Raw genomic sequence first — 17,148 nt, 5'->3', positions numbered from 1 at the left:
GAGGTCGTTGGCGAGGCCGAGCAGCCAGAGAGTCTGGGTCTCGACAGGGGTGACGTACGGCAGGTCGGGTCCTCGGGTTCAGCGGCGGGCGGTGGTGGAGCTGCGTGGAAGGGCAGTGGGGGCGGCGGGCTCGGCGGGGCGGCGGCCGAAGGCGCCGCGCAGTCGCTGGCCGATGCTCCTGGCGGCCTGTGGCCGTGCCTGCGCGGGAACGTGCGACGCACCCGCGGCGGGGAGCCGGTCCGCCTCGATGCGCAGCTCCCGCGCGGCGGCGGCGAGTTGGTGCTGAGCGGCGGTGTAGAACTCGGCCGGGTTCACCGGCTGGGTCTCGGGCATCGCCCAGACATCGGCGGACAGGGAGTGCTGGAAGAGGACGCTGAGCTGCTGGGTCGCGGTGACGACGCGGGTGTGGGCATGGCCGAGGGCGATCGCCGTGCGGCGAGCCGGGGTTGTGGTCTTGGGATCCAGCGGGATGGCCGAGGCCAGTTCTGCAGCGGCCAGGGTGCTGGTCTGAACGAACTGGAGCGCGCCCAGGTGCATGGCGACCACGGAGGCGTCGGGGACGCCGGGGCCGGTGGCGGCGTAGGCGCCGGGCAGCTTCTCGGCCAGGGCGTCGGCTTGCGCGGCGACCTGGCGCAGGCGCTGCTGGTAGTCGTCGACGGTCGGAGCGGGGGTGGGCGTGGTTTGCCTCCGGGGAGCGGGGTCGGCGAGGTGGCGGGCGGTCAGGTGCGGTGGAAGGGCAGGACGGTGGCGGACGGTCCGGGCGTGGCGGAGGTCGCCGGGGGTGCTACGACGACGAGGTTCGGGGTGCGGCGCCTGGCGGCGTCGGCCCGGAGTTCGTGGTCGCCGGCGGCGGGCGGAAGGTCCGTCGGGCGGGTGGGACCGGCCGTGCCTGCGGGGGCGAAGGCGGCGGCCACGGAGGACCCTGCGCGACGGCCACGTGGACCAGGTGCAGGTCGGTGGCCAGGCCGGTCAGTGTGACGCGCACGCTCTCCAGTCCCTGGCTGATCGTGGAGCGCAGGACCGGCTCGTCGAGGCCGGCGGCGGGAAGGTGGAGGTGGGCGCTCGCCTCCAGGACTTCCCCGAGGACGGCGCAGGCCAGGCCCAGCCGGGCCGCCGCGGTCGCGAAATGCACCGTGCCGACACCGAGGCGCTCGGTGGCTCCGGCGCGCCCTGGCTGTAGTGCCCGGCGTTCAGGGCCGCGTCCTTCTGGAGAAGGGCGAGGCGCTCCAGCCGCTGGGCCAGGGCGACGGGATGCGGCAGGTCCGTCACGGTGGCGCCGGCCTGCGCGGACACGTCGTCGGCCAGGGCGCGCAGGTAGCGCGCCACGTCCGCGGCGCGATCGGCGATCAACGGCGGCTCCTGGCAGCAGGAGCAGCGGCAGTCGCGTGTGCCGGTTCGGGCCGCGCAGGCGCGGGCTGGCTCACGATGCGGTTGGCGAGTTCAAGGACGCGGTCGTGGCCGAGGTCGGCTTCTGCCTCCGCGGCGGCGAGAGCGGTGGCCGCGGCGGCGTGGCGGCGCTTGTAGCGGGCTTCGGCAGCGGTGCGGGGGGCGCCGCGCTCGGTCAGGGAGAGCGTGACGGCGAGGCCGGCGGCCTTGGCCAGATGCTGGTTGACCGTCGCGGCGTGGAGGGCCGCCGCGGTGAATCCGGCGGCCAGGGCAGGGGCCGAGGGGTTGCCGGATGCGTCGATCTCCCGCCAGCGGTGGGCGTTGTCCGCGCAGTGCCGGATGAAGCCCGCGGCCTGGCCGGAGCGGCCCAGGATCGCGATCGGGTCGGGCGGTTGCTGGCCCTGGCCGGGGGCCGGGGCAGTGGTTCGGCCGAGCAGGCGCAGCATCCGGGCGATGGCGGTGAGGTCGTCCCGGTAGGTGGCGGGGGTGCTGGTCATGGCGGTGGTCCGGGATTCAGCGGCGGCGCCCGGCAGCCTGCCGGGGCATGGCGGCCGTCCTCGCGGGGGACACGAGGACGCGGGCGTTGGGCGCGACGGTGCGGGAGATGGCCGCGAGACGGCGCGCGGTTCGTTCAGGGTCCGGGCCGGTGAGCAGCACGGCGTCGCGGCGCAGCTGCTCGGTGGTTTCGCGCAGTGCGAGCCGGGCCTGTGAGAGGCCCAGGTTCAGGTGCTGGGTGGCTCGCTCGCGGGTCTCGGCGGCACGCGGGCTGCCCAGACCGTCGGCTTCGTGGAGCTGGGCGGCCATGGTCGCGGCCCTGCTGATGGCCGCGGTGGCGGCGCCGAGGTGTTCGGCGGCGTTGCTCAGCGCCCGGGTCTCGGCCCGGTCAGCGGTCGTGGGGTGCGGGCGTGAGATCAGCGCTGCGGCGGAGTCGAGGACCTGCTGGTGGTGGTCGCGGATCGCGGTGGCGTGGGCGGCGAGTTCGGGCAGGCCGGGCAGGCCCTCCTCACGCCAGGCGCGGGGCAGGGCCGCCTCCAGGGCCTGGACGCGGTCGGCGGCCGTGCGCAGCCGCTGGGCGGATCGGGTGTTCGGATCGGGCAGGGGCACGTACTCTCCGGGCAGTCAGCGGCGGGGGCGGGCGGGTTCGGCCGCGGGGTGGTTCGGGCGGTCGGCCGACGTGGAGGAGCGGGTGGCGGCGTCCTGGCGGCGGGTTCCCAGGATCAGGCGGCCGGAGCGGGTCGGGCCGCTGGTGCCGGTGGCGGCGCGGTGGCGTTCGCGCAGCCGGTCGGCGGGCTCAAGTGCCCGCAGGGACGCACCGAGCAGACGGCCGGCGCCGACGGAGGCGTCCAGGGCCATCACCCGGACGATGCCGGCGGAGGTCGCCGAGGCCCGCAGCAGCGAGCAGTGCAGCACCTGCTCGGCCCAGTACGCCGGGTCGCCGGGGACCGGATCGAGCAGGTCGCGGACCTGTGCGACGCCGATCGTGCCCTCTGCCAGGGCGCCACGGCGCTGGACCTCCCAGAGCACCGTGAGTTCGTCGACCGGCTCGCCGCGGTGGTCGAGCGCGGCCATGGCCTGGAACACCACGCGGTGGCCGTCGTCGACGAAGTCGGCCTCGGTCAGCCAGGACGCGACCGGTCCGACCTGGCCGGCGGCGCCGATGAGCGTGGACAGCAGCATCCGTTCGTGGTCCCGGGCGGCCTGCGCCGCGCGACCGTCGCAGGAGGGCGCGGCTTGGGGCAGGGGGTGCCGGGAGCGGGTCTCGATCGGCCCCCAGGCGGCGGCGAGGCGCTCGATCACCGCGTGCAGTGTGCCGGTCAGTTCGACCGTGTCCTGCACCGAACCGCTTTCGGCGGCGGCCAGCAGCCTGTGGGCGTGCTCCTCCAGCGACCGGCGCACCGCGGTCTCCAGCACCATCCGGCCGTAGGCAGCGGCGTTCGCGGAGGAGGGGCAGGCGGCCACCAGGGTGTGGCCGTAGCTGGCGGCGAACCCGGGGATCGTCCGGCGGGCTACGCCGATCACTTCGAGCGCCCAGTCGCGCCGGGCGTCCTCGGTGGTCGCCCGCTGCCCGGCGGCCTGGTGGTCGAGCAGCAGCGCGAAGAACGCGACGTGCGCAGGGCGGTAGAAGTGCCTCGGCTCCAACCACGGTCCCAGGAGGGCGAGTTGCCTGGGGTCGAGGAGACAGGACCCGAGCGTGGCCTGCTCTGCGTGCAGCTGCGGGCTGAGGTCGCGGCTGGTCGCGCTCACCGGCCCGCGTCCGTTCGGGTGGGGGCGGGCGCCAGGAGCGCGCTGAGCGTCTGCAGGTCGCGGACCAGCGCCACGTCGTGGATCGGCACGCTGCCGCGGCCGATGGCCAGGTGCCATCGGCCGTCGACCCGTGCGATGGGCATCGGCAGTTCGGCGACGGCGGGGTTGCGAGGGAGGGGGGAGTAGGTCACCAGGAGCTCAAGTCGTCTGGGGGGAAGGAGATGTGGAGGGAGCGGCAGGAAAAAGGGGTGTCGGCTGGCGGGCCGCGGCGCGTGTTCCGGTCAGCGGCGGCGGGCCGCGCCACCGCGAGGGGCGGCCGGCGTCGCGCCGGCGAGCCAGTCCTCGAAGCCGGGCAGCGTCTCGACCTGCTGCGAGGTGGCGGTGGCCGCCGCTGCCCGATCGGAGGTCGGCGCCGCCTCGCGGGGCGCGGCCAGGGCCAGGCTGTCCGGACCGTAGATCTGAGCCAGGTAGTGGTCGACCTTGTCCTGCCACGGCATGTTGAGCAGGGCACCGACCACGCGGGCGGCCTCGGTCGGGGCGACGATGTCGCCGAGCTGCTGGGTGGCGGAGCTGCGCGATCCGGTCCAGGGGTAGTCGGCGGGCATCCCGACCAGCAGCGCCGCCTCGGGCACCGTGAAGCGCCGTTCCTTGTCGTGGGCCCAGTACCAGCCCCGGATCTTGCTGGTGATGCCCGGCGCCACCTTGTCCGCGCTCCACTCGTTGCCGCCGGACGTCTTCCTGTTTCCGCGCGTGTTGACGCGCACGCCCTCGGGCCAGCCGAGCGCCTGCGCCGCCGTGCGCTGCGGCATGGGCGAAGCCGGGTGCATCGCCTCGACGTTGACGTAGTGGTGGCGCCCGGCGACCAGGTAGACCCGTCGCCGGTGGGAGGCGAGGCCTGTGTCGGCGGCGTCCAGGACGCGGTAGCCGGCACTGCACCAGTCGGCCGTGTACAGCTCGTCGCGCAGGGCGTCCAGCACGATCTCCGGCAGGGCGCTGCTCTGCTCCATCGCCAGCCAGCGCAGGTTGTCGTACCGGGCGGTGAGGGTGAGCGACCAGATCAGCGTCTCGGCGATCAGCCCGATGCGCTCGTCGCTCATCTGCGGCACCAGCGACCGCGCCTCGTCGTAGGTCAGGAGAGGACCCGTGAACCCGCCGTAGCCGTCCCACTCGGGGTCCGAGCAGACGCCGCAGTCGGCCGCCTCGTCGCATTCCCCGCTGTCGTGCCAATGGCCGAACGTGGCCTCGCACGCCATCGTGAACGTGTCGAGGAGCAGCTCGATGTTGTGATCCTGGTGCCCCTGCCGCAGGCCGGCGGGCGTCCAGACCTGGCAGGGCGCGCTCACCGTGAGCCCTTCCACGTAGCGCAGCGCCGGGTTGGCCAGGTCCAGGCTCCGGACATCGGCGACGATCCGCCGCCCTCCGGCCGCGACCGCCGTCGCCGAGGCGTCGAAGTTGATCTCGACACCGACGACGTCGAACCTATCGGTGCCGGCGTCGAGGACGCGCAGGCCCTGCTCCCAGCCACCCGCCCCCGCGAACAAGTTGACGACGCGCTGGGGCTCCCCGGGCTGCGGGGGGAACAGCCAGGCGACCGGCCACGGGTAGGCGAGGGCCACGAGTTCGCTGTGCGTCCACGGGCCCATCTGCGGGCCTTCGTCCGGCCAGTGCAGGTCACCTGCGGTGGACAGGCGGGGCCGGAAGTCGCGCGGCGGGATTTCGGGGTACCGGTAGGTCATCGCACGGGCCGCCCCACTGCCCGGGCCTGCAGCCCGGTGGGCGGGGCAGCCTCCGCGACCGGACCGTCGGGGGTGCCTTCGGCGGCGATCATCAGCGACCTGCGGCGAGCGGCGGTGGCCCGATCGCCCGTGGCGGACCCGAGTGACCGTGCGTAGTCCGCGGTGATCTGCTCGTCGATCGCGGCCAGCGCCTGGGCCTGCTCACGGAAGCGTGCACCTGCTGGGTGCTCGGCGTAGTCCGCGCTGTCGGCCAGTTCGAGCAGGCTCTCGGCCATCTTGCGCATGGCGGCCAGCCCGTTGGTCAGGCCGAGTGGGGCGTTGTCGGCGGCCTGGCGCTCTCCGGTCAGCGGGAGGAGGTCGTGGTGGAGCTCCGAGTGGACCTCGCGCAGCATCTCCGCGTGGATGAAGGACCGGCCCGCGAGGACGTGCGGGTAGGTGGAGCCGACGTGGTCGAGGCGTCGGGCCAGGCCGTCCAAGGCGCCCAGGCGGGCCGAGGCGGCGAACTCGGGGGGCGCCGGTGAGGCGACGGCTGCGGTGTAGACGTCGACGGCGTCGCGGAGGCGTCCGGCCCGGATGCGGTCGTACTGGAGGAGGCGCGCCTGGTTGACACGGTCGAGTTCGTGGTGGCCGGCCTCGCGAAGACGCCCTGCCTTGCCGAAGACCTGGTGTTCGGCGAGGCCGAACCAGTTCGCGGCGACCTCGCCGCCGCTGGGAGAGCCGACTCCGATCCGGATGCCGTCCCAGGTGTCGTGACGGATGGTCTGGGTGAGGACGGCGGTGATGACGAAGTCGCCACGGCGGGCGACCTGTTGTACTCCGGCGACCGCTCCGTCCGGCAGCGGGCAGATCAGGCGCAGGGCGGTTGCCCGGTCGACGGGTATGCGCCAGGGATCCAGGGCGGACACCTCCTGGTGGGTGAGGGGACGGCGGACTCAGCGGCGGCGTGACGGGCCGGTCGGCGCCGGGGTGTGCCGGGCCGGCGGCAGGGTCTCGGCGCTGGGGCCCTGCTCGGTCTCGGCCGCGATCTCGGCCCTGCGCGCGGCCCAGCGGGACAGGGCCTGCTGGTAGTCGCGCCAGGCCCCGGTGGAGACGGCGAGGTCGACCGGGGGGACGGGTGGCTCGGTCGAACGGTGACGGGTGATGGCAACTCCAAGGTGAGGGGCCGGAGTCGTACTCCGACCTGAGGTGGGGTGGTGGTGCAGGTGCTCGCCTGGCGGTCGCCCCGGGGCGTCAGCGGCTGCGTCGTTCGAGTGCTGCGGCGGTCGGCTGCCAGAGCGGGGCCGTGTAGGCGAGGGCTGGGTGGTCGGCGCGGGCGGCGGCAGTGCGCGGGGAGGGCGCGTCGTTCTCCAGGTCGGCGGCGGCGTCGGCGAGGCCGTCGCCGATGAGGCGGACCGCCTCGGCGTGGGCGTCGAAGGCGAGCGCGTAGGCGCTGCCGCGGCCGGTGCCCTGCTCGCGGAACTTCTCGGCCGCCCGTTCCAGGAACTGGTGCAGCGCGCCGACCAGGCCGCTCTCGCCGGCCGTCTGCTCCAGGACGTCGGCCAGTTCGCCGGGCCGCTCGGCCCGGTTGAGCATGCCGGTCCAGTCGACGGGGCCCGAGGAGACGCGTGGCTCGCCGGAGTTCTGCCGGATGGGCTCGGTCACGCCGCCTCGCCCCGGCAGGAGAACGGGCTGCACCCGCCCTCGGACCCGAGTTCCAGCTCGTCCTCGGTGACCTCGGCCTGCTGCTGGAGGGCGCGCAACTCGTTGCGGGTGAGCTTGTCGATCGGAGCGATGGCCAGCGGCTGGCGGGAGCGGTGCAGGTAGGCCTGGCCGAGCAGGGGCCTGCCGTCGGCATTGGCCCGCGCGTTCCCGGCACGTATGCGTTCGTCGAATTCGACGACGTCCGCCCATTCCTCGGGGGATTCGTCACGGATCTGCCGCCACTGGGCATTTCCGTGAAATGGACATCCCAGGCACGCTGATTTCGGCGTGGATTCCCATCCGTGCTCGGCCAGCAGCCGAAGGCAGTCGGCGCGGGACAGGTCCAGATCGATCAGCGGGAACGTGTGCCGCGTGTACTTCACGTCCGAGTCCTTCGCCCGATGGAACTCGTCGGTGGAGATCCCGATCCACTGTTCGACGAACACCCCACGGGGCACGCGCGCCGGATAGGGATACCCGAGGATCCGGCGCACCTCGCGCTTTATCGGCTTAATCTTATATTCGCCGGTGCATTGCCGTCGTGTCATTCCCGGGCTGCCGTCCTTATTGAGAATGTAGAGCGGCATCGAGGCGAAGCGGTGCGCGGGGTCGAGAGCATCCTCGCGGATGTTCCCGGAGGAGACCCGCAGAATCGGGATGTTCGCGGGCCGGGCGATGCGCCGCTCCACCTCGTCCAGGTGACGGTAGACCGCGGACGGTTCCCAGCCGGTGTCCGAGAAGATCGCGTAGTCGAGCTTCGGAAGCTCCCCGAGCGCGGACAGCAGAAGCAAGGTCGTGGATTGCACGCCGGCGCCGAGAGAAAGAATTCGGCTGGCCGGTTCGACGGTGTGGCTCATGCGGCCTCACCCGCCGCCATGGCCCGCTCGGTGATGAGCGCGGTCTGCCGGCTGGACGCCTTGCCGATCTCCGCCGCGCCGGGCTCCTTGTACCAGGGCCGCAGGTCAACGAGGGCCGGCCGCAGTCCGGTCGCGAACAGCAGCGCGCTGCCCTTGCGCAGTGCACGGATCTTGTCGGGCGGCAGGATGCGCTCCTGGCGCATGCTGGTGGAGGTCGACCGACCGGATTCCGACGTGGAATGAGAAATGGTCTCGACGTCGTGCTCGCCGACCAGTCGGGAGAGCTTGTCCGCGAAATCGGCGTCGTCGATTCCGCTGCCGACGAGCTTGATGGTGGCGGCGCTCCACATGGCGTCCATTCCGGCTTCGCCCCAAACCTTCTGGCCCTGGCGGTAGCTCTGGAGAATGGTGATGGGGATGACGCCGCGCGACCCGAGGTGGGAATAGAGGTCGGGAAGGTCCGAGATTTTGCAGACATTTGCGGCCTCGTCCAGGATCGCGAGGAGCGGGGGGTCGAGACGGCCGCCGGCCCGCTCGGCCTGGATGGTCGCGGTGCGCATCACGGAGTCGGCCGCCGCCGCGATCAGGGCGCCCGCGCTGCCGCCGCCGTCCTTGGACAGCAGGTAAAGCGTGTCGCGGTTGGTGACGAACTCATCTGGCCGGAACTCCGGCAGGTCGGGATTGGGTGTGACCCATCGGGAGATCTTCGGATCCAGGAGGCAGGCCGCGTACTGGCGGGCCGTTTCATAGATTCCGTCGCGCGTTTCGACGGCTCCGGACACGGTGCCCTGGAGCTGGTCCGCAATGGCCGTCATCCGGTGGTCGCGGAGAATGTCGATCGGCGTGCGATCGGAAGGCACGGCCAGCCACTTGAGGACGTCCGTGATCGGGCGCTTGTCGCAGCCCGCCGCCAAGAACAAGGCGCAGAGGGTGTTCTGGGCGGCGGTGGACCAGAAGTCGCCCTGGCTGCTCTCGTCGACGGCGGCGGCGACAAAGTGGCCGGCGAGGCGCCGGGCGCCGGGCAGGTCCCTGGCGTCGGCCAGGATGTTCCACCACATCCCCTGCTGGGTGTGGGCGATGCCCTGCGGGTCCATCGTCCAGACCCGGCCAACTGCACAGCGGGAATCCAGAGTTGCCGTGTAGGCGTCCCGTGCAGCCTTATTCGAGGTGAGCAGGACGGGGCCGGGGGCGCGCAGGATCGCGGGAACAGCGAGCGAGGTGGTCTTGCCGGATCGCGGCGCCATGATGGCGACGCAGACGTCCTCCCAGCCTGAACGGACCTCGGTGCCGTTCGCGAGGTTGCCGAGGAGGATCCCGGTGTCGTCCGGGCGCAGTTCCTTGGCGCTGGCGAGGCTGGGGCGCAGGTCGCGGGCCTTGGTGCTGATCTCCTTGGGCAGGAGCGGGGCGAGGTCGCGGGCCCCGGCGAGGCCGTCGGTCGTTCGGCGGCGGCGGGTCCACAGCCACAGGCCCATGGCGGCCAGTGCGACTGAGACCAGCGCCGGCAGAATGCGGGTGCTGATCAGCAGCGGCAGCGCGGCCAGGTGCGGGTAGAGGTGGTTGGGGTGGAGGGCAGCGGTGACCGGCGTGAACGGATTGCTCCACGGGCCGCTGTCGGTCAGGTAGTTGGCGGTGTTGCCGCCGAGCCAGGCGAGGGAGCCGAAGACGGCGAGCGTGAGGCCGGCGCCGATCAGCGCGTACAGGAGTGCGTCGGTGCCCGGGCTCTGCGAGGGGGTCTTGGGAGCGGAGGGCAGGTGCGTTCCTTGCGGGGGAGAGGAGTTGGCCTGCCGGGCGCTTGGCGTCTCGCGGCAGGGGCCCGGAAGTGGGCGGGAGAGGGCGCGGTGATCACTGCGGGACAGAGGCCCGGGACGGTGTGATCGGCGCGGCCCGGCGGGTAGTCAGCCGGGACGGGACGTCAGCGCGAGGGGGCGCTGCCGTAGGGGCGCTGTACAGCCGGCGCAGCAGAGGGAAACGTTTCTGCTTGGGTGGCAGCGGGGAGCGTTGCGGCCGTGTGTGTGAGGGCGGCCGTGGCGCGGGCGGAGGCGGCCTCGTCGGCCGGGGGGCTGCCCGCCGCCGTGATGCGGTATCCGGCGCCGGTAAACGCCGTACTGGTGCTTTGCAGGGAATGGGCCAGCTCGGATGCGGCTGGTGCGTTCTCGTCGAGGTCGGCCACGCGCTGTGCGGCGGTGTCCAGTAGCGCGGTAATCCGCTCCAGGACTCCGTGCTCGGGGTCCATCAGCGGCTCGATCGCTTCGCGGAGGTCGTCCATGGTCACGGCGGCGTGGACCTCGGCGGTGGCGGTGATGAGTTGGGACCTGATGTCCGCCCATTGCATTGAGGTCAACGAGGCTTGTTCGATGGGCTCAAGGGGTGGGAAGACCTTCGTCGGGTATCCGGCGGCGGTGAGCATCTGCTCGGCCAGTCGGATGCGCCGGTTGACGTCGCCGCGGACTGGGCTCTCTGCGGTGCAGATTGAGTTGGGGCCGCTGCCGTCCGCGCGGAAGCCGGCACGGGAGAGGAGGGTACGGCTGACCAGGTCTGGGGCCTGGGCCCAGGCGCTTGCGGTGGTGCCATGGCTGGTCGGAAAGCGCGCGATGGTGATCGGCTCGGTCAGGGGGCGCCTTTCTGGTTCAGCGTCGCAGGGGGTGGCCCTGGTTCGGGTGACGGGGGTTGAATGCGGCCTGCTCGGCCTCGAACGACCGCAAGGGGTTGGTCCTCCTCGGCGGTGGGGCCGGCCGCACACTGGCTGCGGCGCGGGTCGCGGCGCTGATCTGGGCGCTGGTCCGAACGACGGGCGTCGGGTCGGCGACGGCGGAGGTCAGCATGGCCATGTACCGCATCGGGGTCGCCGCGGTGAGAACCGCTGTCCACTGGTCGTCCCACGTCGGGCCGAACGCCGCGTCGATCGTCCAGCGACCGACCAGGCCGCCGGAGAAGAGGTGGTCGGGCTTGGGGGTGTGGACCAGCGACGCCTTACCGTCTGGCGAGGTGAGGCGGATGCCGTCGACGACCGTGACGTTCGCGCCTGCGGCGCCGGGCACGTCGACGCTGACGGTGCCGCCCTCTCCGTCGCCGAAGTGCGCGGCGGTGCGGTCGGAGGGTGTCCAGCCGGCCTTGAGGAGGGGACGCCACGCGGCGTCCGGGTGGCCCGGCCACTCGGCGACGATCTCCAGGGGGGCCACGAACCGGTCGGCGGCCAGGGCCTGGGTGAGCGAGCCGACGATCTCGGCGGGCGTCTCCTTGCTGAACGTCGCCTGCCACAGCGGCTGGGCATCGCCAGGCCGAGCCCGGACGCTGACCTTCCACAGGTGGAAGATCTGATGCTCGGCGAGGACCTCGATCCGGCCGCACGGGCTGGTGGCCGCGACCCTGTTGGCGGCAGGGTTGTTCTCATGCGGCCAGCCGTGCACCTGGACGAGGGGCTGGAGCACGCGGCTGATGTCGCCTGCGCCGGCCAGGTAGCGAGGCTGGACGAGGAATTCGTCCTGGGGCATGGGTCTCCGGTTCAGCGGCGGGGCGGTTCGACGATGCGGGAGTGCGGTGCGACGGCGGCGGGCGCAAGGTGGAACCCGGCTCCGGGACCGGCAGCACGGATCGCTGGTGAGGATGCGATGGCCGCTTGGCGTCGTCCGCCCGTGACGAGGACCTCCTCGGTGGGAGCTGCGGCTCGCCAGGCCGCAGCGGTGATCCGGCTGCCGCCTTCGAGGACGGGCTCCCACAGGTGGGGCTGGTCGCCCAGCTGCGAGGCGATCTGGGTGCCGAGCGCGGTGACCGCGGCGGCGAGGCGGTGGGCCGGACCGGGCTGGAGGGTGAGGTTCTGCAGGACCTCGGCGGCCTCCTCCGCGGTCATGGAGTCGGCGAGTTCCTCGACTTCCCGCAGCGCGGTGCTGGCCCGGGCGACCGCGGACTGCGCGGCGTCGAGTGTGGGGTTGGCGGGCATGGGCTCCTGCATTCAGCGGGTGAAGGGCCGGGCCGCCACCGGCACGGTGCTCGTGCGGGCGGCGGGCGGGGAGGCGACGAGCGCGGAGCGCGGTGTCGGCATGGCGAGTGCGGCGCCGGCACGGGAGTGCCGCTCGGTGTGCTCGTCCAGCTGGCACACCGCCAGGGCCAGAGCCCGGTCCCGGGTGGTCTCGGCGAGGGTGCCGTCCGTGCGGGCGAGCGGGGCGATGATGCGGGCCTCGTGCTCGTCGGTGCGGATCACGACCCACCGGCAGGCGTCCGGATCGTCGGGCCGGGCGATGCCGGTGGCGGCCAGGATGCGCCGGGCGACCTGCGCGATGCGCGCATCCGACGGCTGCGGGGAGCCGGGGTCGGCACGCAGCGCGCACTGCCACACGAGGCGGGAGCGGATGGCCTGCGCCGGTGACGAGACGGTCGGCAGGTGGGCGGCCAGTTCCCGGGCGAAGACGGCCGGGGGTAGCTTCGCGAGGTCGGTGACGGGCTCCCAGGCGTCCAACACTCGTAGCGGCCGGCCGTTGCGGGCGGCGGTCGCCGCGAGACCGGTGAGCAGGTCGCCGACCGACGAGGTCCGTGAGAGGACGGGGTGCACGTCACCGTCCGGCGGCCGGGCCGGGCGCCGGTCCCGCGCCGACGAGCGCCACTGCCGCAGTCGCCTGCTTGTTCGCGGCGGCGGCCTTGCGCGAGGGGCGGGCAAGCGCGGCCTGGTGGCGTTCGGCGGCGTCCAGCGGTCCGTCGTAGTCCCACGGCCACCGCCCGCCGATCTTGTACAGGCCCCGCGAGTCGGGCTCGACGGTCTCGACGCCCCCGTCGCCGTCGTAGTCGGCGCCCCACTCGAAGGTGAGCCTGTTGTCCTCCCAACGGCCGGTCAGGCCACAGTTGTCGAGGTGGAGGTCCTCGACGATCCGCTCGGCGACGGGCCGGGTGAAGGCCGGAGCACAGTACGGACCGGCATGGCCCAGGGTCTCGCGCTCGCGGACCAGACCGGGGTACGGGCCGTGGACCGATCCGTCGACGTAGAAGTGGAACAGACGCTCGGGGTCATCGGGGTTGGGCAAAGGGTCTTCTCTCAGCGGATGATCAGGGTGAGCGCGGGGGCCTCAGCCGCGTGGGGCAGTCAGGCCGAGGACCCGGGCGGTCGACGATGACGGCAGGGCGTCGGGCAGCGTCGAGGCGTCGGCGCAGAGCACGCGCCGAGCGGACTCCGCCCGGAGCACCTGCACCACGAGCGCGTGTGCCGCGGCCGGGCGCACGCCCGGGACAGGCCGGGCCGGGGTGGTGTCGATGGCGCTCAGAACGGGTTCTCCGTGGTGCGGGCGTCGGCAGCGGCGGCGAGCAGCTCGGGCAGGTCGGCGGGGGCCGCGTCGCGCTGGTCGATCCACCAGCTGGCTCGGTCGGTCACCCGGACCTGCTGCTCGATGTCCTGCCAGCCCTCCTCGGCGAGGCCGCCCTCCTGCACGAGGACGCGGTAGGCGCCGGTGACGAGCTGGTAGCGGCACCGCTCGCCCCAGCTGATCGCCTTGGGCGGGCCGTCCAGCGACGGCATGCTGAACTTCTGGGCCCACTCGGTGGCGGCCTGCTGCTCCTCCGCACGGCGTTCGGCGATCCACGCCTCACGGGAGGCGGGGTCCTCCTTGCGCTCGGCGAGCCAGCAGTCCTTGCAGGAGCGTCCGGCGAGCCAGCGGGCGTAGCCGGCGCGCTGGTCAGCGGGACGGGCGGACAGGTCGTGCTCGACGCTGTCCCCGCAGGCGTGCTCGACGGTCCAGACGGTCTTGACGGCCAAGTAGGTTCTCCTTATCGGGTGTTGCGGTTCCCGGCGGCCCACGCGATGCGCGGATCGACGGCGGGGGCCGCGGTGGCGGTGGCGGCGGCGCCCTGGGCCTGGAGGGCTGCGCCGGAGCGGACCTGGCCGCTGACGGCGAGCGCCGCGCGGGCCCGGGGACTGGTGGGCGAGGCCGCCGCGGGGCGGGCCGCGGGGGCTGCGGCGGAGGCGAGATCCTTGCTCGCCCCGGCCAGAACCGTGGTCGCCTCGCCGATCACCGCCTCGATCCGCGCCGGGTCGATGCCGGACAGGTCGCCGCGCAGCTGCTGCTGGATCGCCCGCAGGCGCGAGGCGATCTCGGCGCTCATGGCCGCCCGGTCGTGCAGCATCGCGTCGGTGCGGCGCTCGTCGACACTGGGCCCGACCGGGCCGTGGAGCACCGTGTTGAACGGATCGGCGCCCTTCGGCGCGGCCGGGCCGGACAGGTCCGGCGCCTTGATCAGCTTCGTCTCGAACGGGTCCGCCGACGGGGACGGGGCGGCAGAGGGCTCGGGGGACGGCGGGGTGCGATTCATCGCGGCGACCAGGCGGGTGGCGAACGGGTCGGTCGGTGTGTACGGGCCGTCGAGGGGCTCGAAGGCGAGGTCCGCGGCGACGCGCACGCCCTGGTCGCGCAGGCGGGCGATAGCGGTGGAGGTGCGCAGGTCGCCTTCGAACTCGGGCTCGTCGAGTGCGAACAGGTCGGAGGTGGGGGAAGTGCGTACGAAGCCGGCCTCGGCGAGGGCCAGGCGTACGTCCTGCCGGTCGGAGGCGTTGCGGGCGACGGTGCCCAGCTGCGGGTGGCGTCCGAAGGCGACATCGTGCGAGCGGCTCGTGGCCGGAGGGCTGAGGTGGATGACGGACCCAGGGCCGGCGGCGGCCACTGCCGGGCTCGGCGGGACGAGGCCGTTGGGAACGGCGTCGAACTCCGGTGCCGCGGTGACCGGGATACCGATGTGCCGCAGCTCGGCGACGGTCTGGCGGACATGGCGACCTGTGTCCCCGGTCTGGTAGATGGTGAGCCGACCGTCGGGGAGGGGCTGGAACCCGGAACGCACGAGGACCTCTCGGGCAAACGGGGTGACCTCCTGGCCGAGGGAGACGGCGATGCCGTACTGCGGGTCGTGGGCGACCGAGACGTGGTCGGGGCGGATGCGTGCTCCTCGGGGCAGGGGGCGGGATCAGCGGAGGCCGGACGTGGGGGCGGGGCGCTGGGGGCTCTGGGACGGTGTGGTGGAGGTGGTTGCGGAGCGCGCGGGGGACAGCAGCAGGGGCGTGGTCCGGGCGGCGTGCGGGGAGAAGTCGATGCCGCGGCGGACGGCCACCGTGACGTCCAGGTCGTGCAGCGCCCGGGTGGCGTCGACCATGGCGCGCAGCTGCTCGGCCGGGTCGGCGGTGGCGAGCGAGTACCGCTCCGGGGCGGCGTCGCGGCCGAGTTCGAAGCCGGCGTCGCGCAGCGCTGCCACCACGCGCTGGTCCCGGCTGGTGGTGCCCGCGGTGATGCCGGCCTCGCGCAGCGGACGGAAGGTGACGACCGGGGCCGCCTCGGTGCTGGACGTCGTCTCCATGAGGAGTCCTCTCGTTGGGGTGGTCAGCGGTGGGCCGATCGGCCGGCCTCCGGCGGCTGCGGGCGTTCGGGCGGGGTGGACGGGGCAGTCCGCATCCGTGCCTGCCGTGCCGTGCGGGCGGCGTCGGCCCGGGACGGGCTCGGGCGGCTGGTGTCCCGCTGCTGCTGGACGCGGAAGTCGCGGCGGGCCTGGGGCCCGTACCAGTCGGCGTAGTGGTCGGTGATGCCGAGAGAGCGGTCGACCGCGTCGAAGCGGAGGATCTGGTAGCAGCCGGAGGAGGCCTCGAAGGCGAGCCACCACTGGGTGCTGTCGGTCTCCCACTTCTGCATCGCCTCGACGACGAGATCGCCGTCGGTGATCTGCGAGGCGAGCGTCCTGCTCCTGTCGGAATCGAGGCCGGCGAGGAGCGCGGCGCGAGTGTGCCAGCGGGCCTTGTCGGCGGTGGCGGCAGCGTCGCGGAACGGGCCTTCGTCCCGGAGCCAGGCGTAGTGGTCCACCAGGCGCTGCCCGCTCTGCCGCGGGTCGTGCCAGTTGGCCACCTGCACACCGGCCTTGAGCAGGGCGTCGATCGCGCCGGCGGCGTTGTCGATCTGCTCGTTCGCCTCGACGCGCAGGGACTGGTGCCACGCGTCGGCGCCCAACTGCGGTGCGCGGTACCAGAACCCGGCCTGGTAGAGGATCTCTCCGGCGGCCCGGGGAAGCGGTCCGGAGCGCACCGCGAACTCCCCGACGTCGAAGTCCCAGCCGAACTCGACGAGCGGTGCGTCGGGGCTCACCGGTGGCGCGCCGCGCCCGGAGCCAGCAGCAGCGGGATGAACGGGGTGCTCGCGGCGGCCTGCTCGCGCTCGGCCTCGCGGGCGGCCTCGTGTTCGTGCTCCTCGATCAGGCGCACCAGGTCGGCCTCCAGCTGGTCGCGCCGTTCGGCGGCGACCTCCAGCTCCTCCAGGTGGGCGTCGAGCTGGTCGAGGACGGCGTCGTCGACCCGGCGCTTGGCCGTCGCGACGTTGACCAGGCGCACCCGCTGGAACGCGACCGCAGTCTCGGCCTCGGTGAGCACGCGGTGGGCGTCGAGAAGTCGGGCGGTGGCAGCATCCGCCCTCGCCTCGGTGGCGATCAGCGAGGTGACGCTTCGGCCCAGGGCGGCCTCCAGCCGGGCGTCCTGGCGGGTGAGCGAGTGAGGCATGGATCTCCAAGTACGTTCGGGCAGAGGGGAATCGGTGGGGGTGTGGTCAGAACGGGGCGCCGTTTCGGCGGGCGACGGTCAGGGCCACGCTGATGGGCGAAGGGGTGGCAGGCAGAGGCTTGGTGCGGCCTGCTGCCGCCCGGGAGGCGAGCAGGGCGGCCCTGCGGCGCGGGTCGGCGATGGGCACTTCGGTGGCGTAGCCCTGCGAGGACCACTCCGCGAGCGCGGAGTCCAGGTCCGGGTGGCGGCTGGCGCCGTAGTAGCCGCTGCCCTCGGTGTAGAAGGTCGCCGCCTTTCCGGAAGCCGGATAGAGCCCCAGCAACTCGGTCGCCTCGTAAGGGGATTCATGATGGGCGAGCAGCACCATGTGGCCGTTGGCGATGTCGGTGGACACGTGGTGGACGGCCGGAGCCCTGCTGGTGGCGGTCAGGACCGGCCCAGGAGGCGTGAGCGGGTTCCGGCGCTGGGTGGCCTCGTACTGCTCGGCCTCGCTGTAGACGCGGGTGAACCCGTACTCGGCAGGGAACAACAGCCGCCGGGCCTCCCGCAGCTGGCGGTTGGCGGTCTCCGGCGGGGTGTCGCGCCGGAACCGGTGCAGTCCGAGCGCGTCGTCCCGCACGAGGCCGGCCTGTTCGAGCAGCTGGGCGCTGCGGCGGTCGGGCGCTTCCGCGACGAGCACGTCCCGGTCCGGCAAGTGGGCTACGGTGACGTTGGGCACGAGGATCCTCGGGAAGTCGGC

Annotated in this window: 23 protein-coding genes; 1 reads left to right on the top strand and 22 read right to left on the bottom strand. The window is 73.3% G+C overall.

The features are described 5' to 3' along the window. Positions 1-78: 78 nt before the first annotated feature. Together ACH4J0_RS19190 and ACH4J0_RS19185 are read right to left on the bottom strand one after the other, a co-directional pair. Positions 79-546 carry a hypothetical protein gene (locus ACH4J0_RS19190; RefSeq protein ID WP_396241533.1) on the bottom strand — a complete coding sequence of 156 codons (468 nt, stop codon included), beginning with the start codon at positions 544-546 and terminating at the stop codon, positions 79-81. A gap of 173 nt (positions 547-719) precedes the next feature. Then, the gene (locus tag ACH4J0_RS19185) at positions 720-914 is read right to left on the bottom strand and encodes a hypothetical protein (protein WP_396241531.1); all 195 of its coding nucleotides are present in this window, start codon (positions 912-914) and stop codon (positions 720-722) included. A gap of 23 nt (positions 915-937) precedes the next feature. Between ACH4J0_RS19185 and ACH4J0_RS19180 the strand changes: the two genes are divergently transcribed. Continuing rightward, the gene (locus ACH4J0_RS19180) at positions 938-1,180 is read left to right on the top strand and encodes a hypothetical protein (protein ID WP_396241529.1); all 243 of its coding nucleotides are present in this window, start codon (positions 938-940) and stop codon (positions 1,178-1,180) included. A 166-nt stretch (positions 1,181-1,346) separates the two neighbouring features. Here the strand turns inward: ACH4J0_RS19180 and ACH4J0_RS19175 are convergent, their stop codons facing one another. From ACH4J0_RS19175 to ACH4J0_RS19080, 20 genes are all read right to left on the bottom strand, one after another. After that, positions 1,347-1,883 (bottom strand): hypothetical protein, encoded by a 537-nt coding sequence (locus ACH4J0_RS19175; protein WP_360330248.1) that lies wholly within the window; start codon positions 1,881-1,883, stop codon positions 1,347-1,349. A 16-nt stretch (positions 1,884-1,899) separates the two neighbouring features. Beyond that, positions 1,900-2,490, bottom strand: coding sequence for a hypothetical protein (locus ACH4J0_RS19170; protein WP_396241527.1), 591 nt, complete (start codon positions 2,488-2,490; stop codon positions 1,900-1,902). Positions 2,491-2,505: 15 nt separating this feature from the next. Next, entirely contained in the window at positions 2,506-3,630 is a 1,125-nt protein-coding gene (locus ACH4J0_RS19165) for a DnaB-like helicase N-terminal domain-containing protein (RefSeq protein ID WP_396241525.1), read from the bottom strand. Then, complete coding sequence (locus ACH4J0_RS19160) at positions 3,627-3,821, bottom strand: hypothetical protein (RefSeq protein WP_396241523.1); 195 nt, start codon at positions 3,819-3,821, stop codon at positions 3,627-3,629. The genes ACH4J0_RS19165 and ACH4J0_RS19160 overlap by 4 nt, the downstream gene beginning before the upstream one ends. A gap of 90 nt (positions 3,822-3,911) precedes the next feature. Beyond that, positions 3,912-5,366, bottom strand: coding sequence for a DNA cytosine methyltransferase (locus ACH4J0_RS19155; RefSeq protein ID WP_396241521.1), 1,455 nt, complete (start codon positions 5,364-5,366; stop codon positions 3,912-3,914). After that, on the bottom strand, positions 5,363-6,271 hold the full coding sequence (locus tag ACH4J0_RS19150) for a hypothetical protein (RefSeq protein ID WP_396241519.1): 909 nt from the start codon (positions 6,269-6,271) through the stop codon (positions 5,363-5,365). Before ACH4J0_RS19150 ends, ACH4J0_RS19155 begins: the two co-directional genes overlap by 4 nt. Positions 6,272-6,596: 325 nt before the next feature. Further along, positions 6,597-7,007, bottom strand: coding sequence for a hypothetical protein (locus tag ACH4J0_RS19145; protein ID WP_396241517.1), 411 nt, complete (start codon positions 7,005-7,007; stop codon positions 6,597-6,599). Next, entirely contained in the window at positions 7,004-7,837 is an 834-nt protein-coding gene (locus ACH4J0_RS19140; RefSeq protein WP_396241827.1) for a hypothetical protein, read from the bottom strand. Before ACH4J0_RS19140 ends, ACH4J0_RS19145 begins: the two co-directional genes overlap by 4 nt. A gap of 62 nt (positions 7,838-7,899) precedes the next feature. Next, positions 7,900-9,375, bottom strand: coding sequence for a type IV secretory system conjugative DNA transfer family protein (locus ACH4J0_RS19135; protein ID WP_396241515.1), 1,476 nt, complete (start codon positions 9,373-9,375; stop codon positions 7,900-7,902). 440 nt (positions 9,376-9,815) lie between these two features. Next, the gene (locus tag ACH4J0_RS19130) at positions 9,816-10,310 is read right to left on the bottom strand and encodes a hypothetical protein (RefSeq protein WP_396241513.1); all 495 of its coding nucleotides are present in this window, start codon (positions 10,308-10,310) and stop codon (positions 9,816-9,818) included. Positions 10,311-10,530: 220 nt separating this feature from the next. After that, positions 10,531-11,394, bottom strand: a complete 864-nt coding sequence (locus ACH4J0_RS19125) for a DUF317 domain-containing protein (protein ID WP_396241511.1) — start codon at positions 11,392-11,394, stop codon at positions 10,531-10,533. A gap of 11 nt (positions 11,395-11,405) precedes the next feature. Beyond that, positions 11,406-11,840 (bottom strand): hypothetical protein, encoded by a 435-nt coding sequence (locus tag ACH4J0_RS19120; protein WP_396241509.1) that lies wholly within the window; start codon positions 11,838-11,840, stop codon positions 11,406-11,408. A gap of 12 nt (positions 11,841-11,852) precedes the next feature. Beyond that, positions 11,853-12,449, bottom strand: a complete 597-nt coding sequence (locus ACH4J0_RS19115) for a hypothetical protein (RefSeq protein WP_396241507.1) — start codon at positions 12,447-12,449, stop codon at positions 11,853-11,855. 1 nt (position 12,450) lies between these two features. Next, a complete protein-coding gene (locus tag ACH4J0_RS19110) occupies positions 12,451-12,915 on the bottom strand; it encodes a hypothetical protein (RefSeq protein ID WP_396241505.1) in 465 nt (154 codons plus the stop codon). A gap of 233 nt (positions 12,916-13,148) precedes the next feature. Continuing rightward, positions 13,149-13,640: a hypothetical protein gene (locus ACH4J0_RS19105; RefSeq protein WP_396241503.1), complete on the bottom strand. Its 492-nt coding sequence runs from the start codon at positions 13,638-13,640 to the stop codon at positions 13,149-13,151. A gap of 11 nt (positions 13,641-13,651) precedes the next feature. After that, entirely contained in the window at positions 13,652-14,716 is a 1,065-nt protein-coding gene (locus ACH4J0_RS19100; RefSeq protein ID WP_396241501.1) for a hypothetical protein, read from the bottom strand. Positions 14,717-14,839: 123 nt separating this feature from the next. Then, complete coding sequence (locus ACH4J0_RS19095) at positions 14,840-15,226, bottom strand: hypothetical protein (protein ID WP_396241499.1); 387 nt, start codon at positions 15,224-15,226, stop codon at positions 14,840-14,842. A 23-nt stretch (positions 15,227-15,249) separates the two neighbouring features. After that, positions 15,250-16,002, bottom strand: a complete 753-nt coding sequence (locus tag ACH4J0_RS19090; protein WP_396241497.1) for a hypothetical protein — start codon at positions 16,000-16,002, stop codon at positions 15,250-15,252. Next, complete coding sequence (locus tag ACH4J0_RS19085) at positions 15,999-16,409, bottom strand: hypothetical protein (RefSeq protein WP_360330294.1); 411 nt, start codon at positions 16,407-16,409, stop codon at positions 15,999-16,001. Before ACH4J0_RS19085 ends, ACH4J0_RS19090 begins: the two co-directional genes overlap by 4 nt. 46 nt (positions 16,410-16,455) lie before the next feature. Next, the gene (locus ACH4J0_RS19080; protein ID WP_396241494.1) at positions 16,456-17,127 is read right to left on the bottom strand and encodes a hypothetical protein; all 672 of its coding nucleotides are present in this window, start codon (positions 17,125-17,127) and stop codon (positions 16,456-16,458) included. Positions 17,128-17,148: the final 21 nt, after the last annotated feature.

It is taken from the genome of Kitasatospora sp. NPDC017646 (assembly GCF_044329365.1).
Classification (GTDB): domain Bacteria; phylum Actinomycetota; class Actinomycetes; order Streptomycetales; family Streptomycetaceae; genus Kitasatospora.
This window is presented reverse-complemented; position numbering and strand designations above follow the sequence as displayed.